The sequence below is a fragment of the Streptomyces sp. NPDC046862 genome (assembly GCF_040704615.1).
Classification (GTDB): domain Bacteria; phylum Actinomycetota; class Actinomycetes; order Streptomycetales; family Streptomycetaceae; genus Streptomyces.
Genome location: NZ_JBEYXP010000019.1, coordinates 150,563 through 162,912, shown reverse-complemented (window position 1 = coordinate 162,912; position 12,350 = coordinate 150,563). Strand labels below are relative to the sequence as shown.

The window sequence follows — 12,350 nt, the reverse complement described above, 5'->3', positions numbered from 1 at the left end:
GAGGCGAACGGATTTGACCGACCGGGCGGCCGGGGGAGGCATCGTGGACGACTATGCGGGACGGGTTCTCGCCGACCGCTACCGCCTGCCGCTACCGCCGTCGGACGAGTACGAACTTGCCGAGATCCGGGCGTTCGACACCTACAGCGGGCAGGAAGTCCTCATACGGCAGGTGCCGTTGCCCGAGGTCGTCGAGGCGGAGGTGCTCGACGCGGACGGGCTGCCCGAGGGGTATGTCGCCCGGGACGGCGGGACACGCCCGACCGCCGCGAGGACCACGCGCCGGCCCACGGACCCGGCCGTGCGCAGGGCGATCGAGGCCGCGCAGGCCGCCGCGCAGATTCCCGACCACCCACGGCTCGACCAGGTCTTCGACGTGTTCGCCGAGAGCGGGTCGCTGTGGATAGTGAGTGAGCTGGTGGGCGCCCGTCCGCTGGCCGCGCTGCTCGCCGAGAAGCCGCTGACGCCGTACCGGGCGGCCGAGGTCGCCGCCGACGTCCTCACCGCCCTGCGCGCCCTGCACGCCCACGGCTGGGTGCACCGGAACATCACCGCGCGGACCGTCCTCGTCTGCGACGACGGGCGCGTGGTGCTCACGGGGCTGGCGGCCGGAGCGGCCGAGGAGGCACTGTGCGGGTACGACCCCGTGCCGGTGCGCGAGTTCGAAGACGAGGGCCCGGCGGGGGAACCACGGGCGCACGGCGGGCCGGGGACGCCCGGGAGCGATGGGCCTGCCGGGGCGCTCGGGCCTGGGCACACGGCTGGCACGGGCGGGCAGACAGGCGCGTATGGCCCGGGTAGGGCTTCGGGCTCTGCGGGGCCCTCCGGCGCCGCGGGAGTCTCCGGTGCTGCGGGAGTCTCCGGTGCCGCGGGCGTTTCCGTCGGTGGCGGGCGCGGTGGCCCGTACGGCGAGGGCGGGCGCGGTGGCCCGTACGGCGGTGGTCGGCCGGGGATGACCGGTGGGCCGGACAGAGCGCGCGGCGGCGTGGAGGCCGGAGGTTCGCGTGCCGCCCAGCTCGGGGGACCCCAGGGCCAGCTGCCCCCAGCGGGCGGTGGCGATCCCGAGGCCGCGCGGCGAGCCGCCATCGAGGCGCGGGCGGCCGGAGGCGCCGGGCCCGTCACGGACCCGGACCCGTCGGGCGGCCAACGCGCGCTCGAAACCGGCGACGACGTCCGGGCGGCCCGGGCCGGGGCGATCGCGGCCTACCGTGCCGGCGCGCGGGCCGCGGCGCGCGTGCACGAGGGGCAGCGGGCCGGCCGGAGCGCGGAGCTGCCCGCCCAGCGACCCGCGCCCCCTCACGGCGAGGCGACGCCGGCCGCGGGCCAGGCCGCGCCGTACACACCGCCCGGCCAGATCGCCGACCCGTACGGCGTGGCACGGCCGAACACCTGGCACGGAGCGCTGCCCCGCGGTGGTGCCCCCGCAGACGACGACAACGGCCGGGGACGGCCGGCCCTCCCCGGCGGCGACACCGACGCCCGGGGCGGCGAGCGCGACGCACACGGCACGTCGGGCAGCGGCCCGTACGGCGCCGACCCCTTCAGGAAGAGCGCGCCCGCGGGCCCGCCGTACGGCGACAGCGCGCCCCTGCCCGCCCCGTACGGCGACAGCGCGCCCCTGCCCGCCCCGTACGGCGACAGCGCGCCCGTACCCGCCCCGTACGGCGACAGCGCGCCCGTACCCGCCCCGTACGGCACCGGTGGCGGCCTGACCGCTCCCGGGGGCGCCGCGCAAACGGAAGCGACCCCGGTCGCACCCACCGGCCGGTGGGACCAGGCGGTCCCCACGGGTGCTCCCCGGCGCGGGCCCGCCACCGCGTTGGCCGCCGAGCGTGCCCGGCAGGCGCGGATGGCGGTCGTGGGGCCCGTCACCGAGCGCTGGGCACCGGAGCAGGCCGGACCGGTGCACGAGAACTGGCAGTTGGCGGCGCCGATCGGGCCCGCGACCGACCTGTGGGCGCTCGGGGCGCTGCTGTTCCGGGCCGTGCAGGGGCACGCGCCCTACCCGGAGGAGAACACCGCCGAGCTGGTGGAGATGGTGTGCTCGGAGCCGCCCGCGTTCGCGGAGGAGTGCGGGCCGCTGCGGCCGGTCGTCGAGTCGCTGTTGCGCCAGGACCCCACCGAGCGGCTGGGCTTCGAGGAGCTGCGCGGCTGGCTGCGCTCGCTCGTGCGGTCGGCGCCGGAGCCCGAGGCCGGGGCGCACGTGATAGCGGTACCCCCCGCGGACCCGAGCCGGCTGCCGATCGTACGGCGCCGGGGCGAGCTCGTCCGCAGGCGTCGCGCGGGGCTCCCCGCCACCAGCGCCCGCCACCGGCGCGCCAAGGACGAACGGCCGCCCAAGCCGCGCAGGCTCGGGCGGAACCTGCTCCTGGTCATACTGCTCGCGCTGGCCGCGGCGGTCGCGTACGCCATGGTGTTCATGCCCAAGACCGATACGAGCGGTGGCACCAGCACGGGCAACAGTCCCGACGCCGGGCGGACGGGTGCGGCCGGGGACGTCGGTTCCGCTCCCGACGCCAGCAGCGAGCCACGGCCCGACCAGACCTCGCCCGCCGACGGCGACAAGAGTCCGTCCGCGTCGTCCGGTTCGGACAAGGCGCAGAGCAACGCCCCGGACGTCGCCCAGGGCTTCACCCTGCGCAAGGACTCCGAGGGTTTCCAGGTCGCCGTCGCCAAGGGCTGGGACCGCACGCCCAAGAACGGGCGCGGTCAGGTCGTGTACGCACAGGGCAACTTCGAGCTCATCGTCGTACCCGGCCGCGACAGCGCGAGCAAGTACGGCAGCGATCCGCTGGCGTACCAGCGGGAGGACGAGCCCGAGCTCCAGCCGTTCCGTGACTCGACCTGGGCGACGTCCAGCGGGATGCGGCTCATCGAGGTCGGCGGGCGGCGCATGGCCGAGGGGCAGTTCACCTGGCAGGACTCCACCGGGCGCGAGATCTTCGTACGGAACCTCGCGATCCTCGTGGGCGGTCGGTACCACGTGGTGCAGGTGCGCGGTCCGGAGGCCGAACGCGACGAGGTGACGCGGCTGTACGAGCAGGCGTCCGCGACGTACCGGGTGACCGGCTGAGCGTGATCGGCTGAGCCTGGCCGACTGAGCGTGACGGGCCGGGGCGATGGGGCGAGGGCGACGGAATCGTTCGGGGAACGGTTCCCGTTCGTCACGGCAAGCGAGAACCGTCACAGTGAGGTCTCTGTGTCACCCCGCCCGTTCCCTGTGCGGGAGCCGCTCTCTACTCTGATGTTGTCAAGACCATTGCGGGGCAACGTGAATCAGATGCAGGGCCTGCTCCTCGCGGGCCGCTACCGGCTCGTCGACTCGATCGGCAGCGGCGGAATGGGCCGCGTGTGGCGCGCGCGTGACGAGGTGTTGCACCGGGCGGTCGCGGTCAAGGAACTGACGGCGGCGCTGTACGTCACGGACAGTGAGCGGGCCAGACTCTTCGCGCGGACCGACGCCGAGGCGCGGGCGGCCGCGCGCATCAACCACTCGGCCGTCGTCACCGTGCACGACGTGCTCGACCACGACAACCGGCCCTGGATCGTGATGGAGCTGGTCGAGGGTGCCTCCCTGGCCGACGCGGTCAAGGAGCGCGAGCGCGTCGAAGCGCGGGAGGTGGCCCGGATCGGGCTGTGGGTGCTGCGCGCGCTGAGCGCCGCCCACGACGCCGGCGTGCTGCACCGCGATGTGAAGCCGGGGAACGTGCTGCTCGCCGAGGACGGGCGGGTTCTCCTCACCGACTTCGGGATCGCTCAGGTCGAGGGCGACACGACCATCACGAAGACGGGGGAGATCGTCGGCTCCGTCGACTACATCGCGCCCGAGCGGGTCCGCGGCCAGGACCCCGGACGTGCCTCCGACCTGTGGGCGCTGGGTGCCACGCTGTACACGGCGGTGGAGGGGAAGTCGCCGTTCCGGCGCACCACTCCGCTCACCACCATGCAGGCCGTGGTCGACGAGGAGCCCGCCGAACCGGTCCACGCGGGGCCGCTCGCGCCCGTGATCACGGCACTGCTGCGCAAGGATCCCGCCGAGCGGCCCGGAGTGGCGGAGGCGGAGCAGATGCTGGCCGAGGCGGCGGAGGGGCGTTGGCCTCGTGGGGCGCAGGCGTATGTGCCGACCTCCCATCATGCGGCCACCCACCGTACGGGCAGCCACCATGTGGACGGTCCCTATGCGGGCGGTCTCTATGCGGGCGGTCCCTATGTGGACGGCCGCTATGGGACGAACGGGCACACGGCTTCAGGACACACGGCTCCAGGACACACGGCTTCAGGCCAGACGACTCCAGGGCACATGGCTCCGGGCCACATGGCGTCAGGGCGCATGTCCCCAGGTCACACGGCCTCGTCGGCCGCCGGAGCGCACTCGGCACCGGGCTCCCACCCGGGAACGGGCTCATATGGTGCCGACACCCCTGTGTCAGGTCACTACGGAGCGCCTCACCCCCCGGTGGCCACCGCCCACACCTCACGGCCGGAGAACGGCAAGCGCAGGCGCGGCCGCACCTTCGTCCTGGTCGTGGCCCTGGCTGCCCTCATCGGCGGGGGCACCGCGGTCGTTCTGCAGAAGTGGGACGAGGAACAGTCGCGGAAGGAGGCGTCCACCACGCCGAGTTCCAGTCCCGGCGCGGCACAGAGCCCCGGGGCCGGGAACGACACGGGCGGGAACCTCCCCGAAGGCTGGGTGCGCCGCACCGACCCCGCGGGATTCAGCCTTCCCTTGCCCGACAAGACGTGGAAGCGCAAGGTCTACGACGCCAACCAGACCGACTACACCCCCGACGGCGGCAAGCACTTCATCCGCATCGCCGTCGACGACTCACCCGACTTCGACGACCCGAACCTGCACCAGGCCGACCTGGAACAGCAGATCTCGCAGCGGCTCGTCAACTACCAGCGGGTGACCATGAAGGTCAACACCTATCGGGACCGCAGGGGTTCTCTGTGGGAGTACACGTGGACGGCGCTGGCCAAGGACACGCCGTTCCCCGGGCCGCGTCGCGCCATCGAGGAGACGTACATCGCCCGTGACGGCGTCGAGTACGCCATCTACATGTCCGCGCCGGCCGAGGACTGGGGCACCACGCGCAAGCAGTTCGACACGGTGCTGCGCGGCTGGCGGCCCTCCGGGCAGTAGCCCGCCGCTCCCTCAGCCCTCTCCGTTCCCGTACGTCGCTTGTCGGCCACCCCGGCGCGCGGTCCCGGAGGGGCTCCGTCCGCGTGCGGCATGATGGGGCGCATGGGGACCGAGGGGGACAACTTCCGTGTCATAGCGGACCGTTACCGCCTGGAGGCGAGGATCGGCCGGGGCGGCATGGGTGTCGTCTGGCGGGCCACCGACCAGCTCCTCGGCCGGCAGGTGGCGGTCAAGGAGCTCGACCTCGACCCCTCCGACGACGAGGAGGAGACCCGGCGGCAGCGCGAGCGCACCCTGCGTGAGGCCCGCGCGGTGGCACAGCTCAGCCATCCGCACATCGTCGTCGTCCACGATGTCGTCGAGCACGACGAACGCCCGTACCTCGTCATGGAGTTGATCGACGGGGGCTCGCTCGCGGAGCGGGTCGCGGCCGGCGGTCCGGTGGACGCGCGCGAGGCCGCCCGGATCGGCATCGACCTGCTCGGCGCGCTACGTCGCGCCCACGACGCCGGGGTCCTGCACCGCGACCTCAAGCCCGCCAACGTCCTGTTGGAGGCGGGCACCGACCGCGTCGTCCTCACCGACTTCGGCATCGCCCAGGTCGCGGGCGCGACGACGCTCACCGAGAGCGGGTCGTTCGTCGGTTCGCCCGAGTACACCGCGCCCGAGCGGATGTCCGGGGCCAGGACTGGGCCGAAGTCGGACCTGTGGTCGCTGGGCGCGTTGCTGTGCGCCGTACTGAGCGGTGAGTCGCCGTTCCGGCGCGACTCGCTGGGCGGGATCCTGCACGCGGTCGTGACCGACGAGATACGGCCCCCCGCCCAGGCCGCACCGCTTCTGCCCGTCGTCCGCGGACTGCTGGAACGGGACCCGGACCGGCGGCTGGACGCGACGGCGGCCGAGCAGCTGCTGCGGGCTTTCCTGGAGACGGGCCGTACGCCCCCGGTGCCGACGGGGCACACGCCGACACGATGGGACGCGGCCCGGGCCGCCGCCGAGCCCGCCGGGCACGGCGAGCCGTGGGATGCCCGGGGCGCCCGGGATGCCCGGGGTGCCGGGCCGCAGGACGCCCCCGTGCCGCCGCGGCAGCACGACCCCGGAGAATCCGGCGAATCCGGCGGGGCGGCACAGCGCCCCCTACGGCAGCCGACCCGGGGGGTGCTGGTCGCGGCCGCGCTCGTGGCCGCGATGGCGGGAGCCGGAGTGTCGGCGGCGGCCCTTCTCATGCGGGAGGGCGGCGACGGGAGCGACGCACCCTCGAGTTCGGCGCCGAGCACCCCCGGGAACCCGTCGACCGGCACGCCGTCGCCCAGGGCCACGGACACACCCACGCCCAGAGGCACACCCACGCCCAGGGACACACACACTCCCAGGGACAGACTCACGCCTACGAACACGACCTCGCCTACGCCTACGGACACGACCTCGCCTACGAACACGACCTCGCCCACGAACACGACCTCTCCGTAAATACGCCCGTGAAAGGGAGATAAGCGGCGACCCGCGTCACGGGTCTGTGACTGGAAAGCGCCGAGGGTGGATGCCGAAGCGCTTGCCGCGATAGAGATGAACGCATGAGCAGCAACGGGGGAGCCCCTTACGGATCCGATCAGGGGTCCGATCACGGGTCCGACGAGCCGACGAGTTTCGGACTGCAGCCGCCGCGGCCGCCGCAGCCGGGGGTGCCGTACCCGGGGAACCCGTACGCGCAGCCGGTGCAGCCGGCACAGGCCGCACCCGCCCAGGCACCGGCACCCGCCCAGGCACCGGCACCCGCCCAGGCACCGGCACCCGCGCAAGCCTCGGCGTCTCCCCAGGCGTCCCCTCCTGCACCCGCCCCGTCCGGCGCCCCCGCACCCGCGCCCGCCCCGCACGCGAGGCCCCCGCACGCGGCTCCCCCGCATGCGGCGTCCCAGCCACAGCCGCAGCCGCAGCCGCAGCCGCAGCCCCAGCCGGATCCGGGCGCCGGACGTCTGATAGCCGGCCGCTACCGGCTGCTCGCCAAGCTCGGCCACGGTGGCATGGGTACCGTCTGGCGGGCCAAGGACGAGACGGTGGACCGGGAGGTCGCCGTCAAGGAGCCCCGCGTCCCGGACCATCTTCCCGACCGCGTAAGAGCGAACGCCTTCGAACGCATGCGCCGCGAGGCGCGCGCCGCGGCCCGGCTCGACCATCCGGCGGTCGTCAACGTGCACGACGTGGCGGTCGTGGACGGTCGGCCGTGGATCGTGATGGAGCTGGTGCAGGGGCGTTCGCTGGGCGCCGCGCTCCAGGAGGGCACCCTCGGGATGGGCGAGGCGGCGAAGATCGGCCTGGAGGTGCTGGGTGCCCTGGAGGCGGCCCACGCGGCGGGCATCCTGCATCGCGACGTCAAGCCCGACAACGTCCTCCTCGGCCGTCACGACCGCGTCGTCCTCACCGACTTCGGCATCGCCCAGATCGAGGGCGAGACGGACCTGACGGACACGGGCAACTTCGTCGGCTCCCCCGAGTACATCGCGCCGGAACGCGTGTTGGGCCGGCGCCCGGGACCCGCGTCTGACCTGTGGTCACTGGGTGTCGTCCTCTACGCGGCCACCGAGGGAGTCTCTCCCTTCCGCCGCACCAACACCCCCGCGACCCTCCAGTCCGTCCTCAACTCCACGCCGGCCCCGCCCGCTTCGGTCAAGGGCCCACTGGCCGACGTCATCAACGGCCTGCTGGACAAGGACCCCGCGCGCCGCCCGTCCGCCACGCAGGTCCGCGCCCTCCTGGAGGAGGCCGCCAGGCCCCCCGCCCCGGCCCCGGAGCCCACCGAGGTCGTCCGCATCCCGGGCCCCGGCGGTCGGCTCGAGGGCCCCGGCGGCAAGGGTGTACGCGTCGGCCGCAAGACCCTGTTCGGTCTCGGTGCCGCGGTCGTCGCGGCGGCGGTGGCGGCCTACCTGGTGGTCGCCGACCCGTTCGCCGGGCCGCTGCCGGAGGGCTGGAAGACCAGGGCGCACCCAAAGCTCGGTGCGACGCTCGGGGTACCCGCCGACTACCAGGTCACCAGGCCCGAAGCCGACGACCGGGACAAGAACTGGGTGACCTACTCCGACTGGAGCGGCGACATCTGGATCGGCCTGAACGTGGCCCGCAAGTCCCAGGACACCCTGAACCAGATCAAGCCCTCCGCCCCGGCCCAGATGTACGCCGACGACGAGAAGTTCAAGGACGAGGGCAGCTACGACCTGTCCATGCCCGAGGGCGCGAAGACGGACACGGACGACAAGGTCGCGTACCAGGGCAGGCAGGCCGCCGAGAACACGGTCACGTACACGACCACCGACAGCCAGAACCCCCGCCCCCGCGAACTGAAGGTCTTCTACTACCGGACCAGGGCCGGGGACATGTACAAGCTCACCATCAGCTACCCCAGTAAGGGCGACTTCACGGAGCGCGGCCGCGAGGTGGCGAAGACGGCGATAGCGAACCTGGACATCAACAAGCCGTGATCCGGCCATTCGTTCGGTGACCGACTTGGGTGATCCGCCCGCCAACGCCCGGTGATCCGTCCGTCAACAGCTGGTGAGCCGCCCGCCAACCACTGTGGATCATCTGTGGGGAACCGGCAGGCGGGGCGTCGGCTGCGGCTACGCTCTGCGCCGTGGCCGCTCCCCGGCGGCGTCCGGCGGCGGACGCACGCGGCCAGGAGCGCGAGGAGAACGGCGATCCCATGAATCCCACCGCCCGGCCCGAGGTGCGCCCCCATGTACGTTGACGAACGTGCCCACGCCACCCAGCGCTGGGCCGCCCGCATCGCGCTCGGGGCCGCCGGCCTCTCCGTACTGCTGCCCCTCGGGGTCGCCCGCGCCCAGAGCCTCGTGCTGGTCGGGGTCGGGCTGCTCGGGGTGGCGGTCACGGTCGCCGCGCTGTGGTGGGTGCTGACCCGGAAGGGCGCGGCCCGGATCGCCGCCGCGCTGCTTGCGGGCGCCGCGCCCGTCACGGTCATCGCGTTCTACGCCGCCGCCAATCTGCTGTGGGTCGTCGTGGTGTCCCTGGCGCTGTGGGGGCTCGCCGTCTGGGCCGGGAAGTTCGCCCTCAGCAGCACCAAGTCGCACCTCGTGCGGGTGCGGGAGTACCGGACCCCCGCCCCGACCCGCCCGTTCCTCATCATGAACCCGCGGTCCGGAGGCGGGAAGGTCGAGCGGTTCGGGCTGAAGGAGAAGGCCGAGCGGCTGGGGGCGCAGGTCCATCTGCTCGACCCCGCACGCCACGACGACGTCGTCGCGCTCGCCCGGGAGGCCGTCGAAGGCGGAGCCGACCTGCTCGGGGTCGCCGGAGGGGACGGCACACAGGCCCTCGTCGCAGCCGTCGCCGCGGAGCACGGCGTCCCCTTGCTCGTCATCTCCGCCGGCACCCGCAACCACTTCGCCATGGACCTCGGTCTCGACCGGGACGACCCGGCCGCCTGCCTCGACGCGCTCACCGACGCGGGCGTCGAACTCCGCGTCGACCTCGGCTTCGCCGGCACCCACCCCTTCGTGAACAACGCCTCCTTCGGCGCCTACGCCGCCGTCGTGCAGAGCCCGGAGTACCGGGACGACAAGGTCCGTACGACGCTGGAGCTGCTGCCCGAACTGCTCACCCACCAGCGGGGGCCGCGGCTCGTCGCCCGCGCACAGAACACCGTCATAGAGGCGCCCCAGGCCGTGCTCGTGAGCAACAACCCCTACCGCAGCGACGACCTCGCGGGCCTCGGGCGCCGGGAACGGCTCGACTCCGGTGTGCTCGGCGTGCTCGGCGTCAAGGTCGAGAGCGCCGCCGAGGCCGCCACGCTGCTGCTGGGACCGAGCGCTCCCGGGCTCACGGTCCTCACCGCCGCCGAGGTCGTCGTCCAGGCCGACCGGACCGAGATCGAGGTGGGCGTCGACGGCGAGGCAGTGGTCCTGCCCACGCCCGTGCGGTGCCGGATCGAACCCAGGGCCCTGCGCGTACGGGTCCCCGCCGACCGCCCCGGCGTCCCGGAGACCAAGCCGCCCATGGACTGGCGCCGGCTGCGCAAGCTCGCGGCCGCGGTGGGCCGCACGGCCCTGCCCAAGAACCGCCAGAGCTGGGGCGACCCACAGACCTGGCGGGACCTGCGGGACCGGCAGAACTGGGACACCTGGGGGGAGCACTGGAAGGCGCGGAAGGAATGGAAGGAATGGAAGGAGCGGAAGGGGCCGAAGGGGTGGAAGGGGCCGAAGGAGCGGAAGGGACCGAAGGAGTGGAAGGAGCGGAAGGCGCGGAACCCGCGCGACCGCGGCGACGGACAGGACCGGGACTGACGGCGGGACCCCGCAGCGGGCGGCGGAGGAGAAACAGGAGTCACTCCCGGAGCAGGGCACCGCGGTCCTCAAGGGCGCCAGGGACCGGCTGAAGAGTGGCTGAAGATCCTCACCACGTGATCAAGTCGTCATCGTAGGTGTCCCCGTCACCGGGCCGACGCCCTGATCAGTGCATTCATTGCCACTGATCGCTGGCGCGGTGTGTGCTCCAGGTGAAAGCCTGTTACCGCCGGGTACCAAAAGGCTCCGCGCGGGCATACCCTGCGCGTCATGATGGACTCGCAGGCCCCGGAGAAGACCGGCATGGACGCAACCCACGGCACCAACCCGCTCGCGCCCGCCCCCCAGGGCGCCCGCACCGCCGCCGACGTCGTCACGCCGGAGCTGGTCGCCCAGCTCACCAAGGGCGTGGCCGGCTCCGGCCGCACCGCCAACCACACGCCGTTCACCGGTGAGAAGCTGGCCGACCTGCCCGAGTCCACCCCCGAGGACGTGGTACAGGCATACGAGCAGGCGCGCCGGGCACAGGCCGTCTGGGCCCAGAGGTCCGTACGGGAGCGCGCCGCCGTCCTCCTCCGCTTCCACGACCTGGTGCTGGAGCGCCAGGCGGAGGTGTTGGACCTCATCCAGCTGGAGACCGGCAAGGCCCGCCTGCACGCGCACGAGGAGGTCCAGGCCGTCGCCGTGGCCGCCCGCCACTACGGGCGCAAGGCCGTGTCGTACCTGAAGCCCAAGCGGCACGCGGGCGCCATGCCCACCCTCACGCGCGTCACCGAACTGCGCCACCCGCGCGGCGTGATCGGCCAGATCGCCCCCTGGAACTACCCTCTGGAACTGTCGGTCGGCGACGCGATCCCCGCCTTCGTCGCGGGCAACGCCGTCGTGATGAAGCCCGACACGGAGACCGCCCTCACCGCGCTGTGGGCCCGTGACCTGCTCATCGAGGCAGGCCTTCCCGCCGAGGTCTTCCAGGTCGTCCTCGGCGACGGGCCGGTGATCGGCCCCGAGGTCGTCAAGCACGCCGACTACGTCTCGTTCACCGGCTCCACCCGCACCGGCCGAGAGGTCGCCCAGGGCGCCGCCGCCCGGCTCGTCGGCGTCTCCCTCGAACTCGGCGGCAAGAACGCCATGCTGGTGCTGGAGGACGCCGACATCGAGAAGGCCGCGGCCGGCGCCGTCCGCGCCTGCTTCTCCTCGGCCGGTCAACTCTGCATCTCCATCGAGCGGTTGTACGTCCACGAGTCGATCGCCGACGCCTTCGTGGAGCGGTTCGCCGCCCGCACCAAGGCCATGCGGCTCGGCACGGCCCTCGCGTACGGGGCCGACATGGGCTCGCTGGTGGGGGAGCGGCAGCTGGAGACCGTCACGCGGCACGTGGAGGAGGCCGTCGCCAAGGGCGCGAAGGTCGTCGCCGGCGGCGTGGCCCGCCCGGACATCGGCCCGTACTTCTACGAGCCGACCATCCTGGAGGGCGTCGAGGCCCCCATGGCCGTGTGCGGCGAGGAGACCTTCGGCCCGGTCGTCTCCCTCTACCGCTTCAAGGACGAGGACGAGGCCGTCGAGCTCGCCAACTCCACGGCGTACGGCCTGAACTCGTCCGTCTGGTCCAAGGACGGCAGGCGTGGACGCGAGGTCGCCTCCCGGCTGCGCACGGGCACGGTCAACGTCAACGAGGGCTATGCCTCCGCGTACGGCAGCGTCCAGTCGCCCATGGGCGGCATGAAGGACTCCGGCCTCGGCCGCCGCCACGGCTCCGAGGGCATCCTCAAGTACACCGAGGCCCAGACGATCGCCCAGCAGAGGGTGTTGCCGATGGCCCCGGCGTTCGGGATGGACGACGAGAAGTACGCGCAGTTCATGAGCCGCAGCCTCCGGGCGATGAAGGCACTGAGGCTGCGCTAGGGCGCGCCCCTCAGGGG

5 protein-coding genes and 1 pseudogene are annotated in these 12,350 nt (G+C 73.3%); all 6 read left to right on the top strand.

What is annotated here, in order from left to right; genetic code table 11:
- The first annotated feature begins 43 nt into the window (after positions 1-43).
- The 6 genes and pseudogenes from AB0959_RS22470 (at position 44) to AB0959_RS22445 (ending at position 12,333) form a co-directional block, all read left to right on the top strand.
- On the top strand, positions 44-3,073 hold the full coding sequence (locus tag AB0959_RS22470) for a protein kinase (RefSeq protein WP_366828218.1): 3,030 nt from the start codon (positions 44-46) through the stop codon (positions 3,071-3,073).
- Between the two features lie 207 nt (positions 3,074-3,280).
- The gene (locus tag AB0959_RS22465; RefSeq protein ID WP_366828217.1) at positions 3,281-5,143 is read left to right on the top strand and encodes a serine/threonine-protein kinase; all 1,863 of its coding nucleotides are present in this window, start codon (positions 3,281-3,283) and stop codon (positions 5,141-5,143) included.
- A gap of 102 nt (positions 5,144-5,245) precedes the next feature.
- A pseudogene (locus AB0959_RS22460) lies at positions 5,246-6,445 on the top strand (serine/threonine-protein kinase); the annotation flags it as partial.
- A 272-nt stretch (positions 6,446-6,717) separates the two neighbouring features.
- Entirely contained in the window at positions 6,718-8,616 is a 1,899-nt protein-coding gene (locus tag AB0959_RS22455) for a serine/threonine-protein kinase (protein WP_366828216.1), read from the top strand.
- Positions 8,617-8,871: 255 nt separating this feature from the next.
- Positions 8,872-10,431, top strand: a complete 1,560-nt coding sequence (locus AB0959_RS22450; protein ID WP_366828215.1) for a diacylglycerol kinase family protein — start codon at positions 8,872-8,874, stop codon at positions 10,429-10,431.
- A 270-nt stretch (positions 10,432-10,701) separates the two neighbouring features.
- A complete protein-coding gene (locus AB0959_RS22445) occupies positions 10,702-12,333 on the top strand; it encodes a succinic semialdehyde dehydrogenase (protein ID WP_366828214.1) in 1,632 nt (543 codons plus the stop codon).
- Positions 12,334-12,350: the final 17 nt, after the last annotated feature.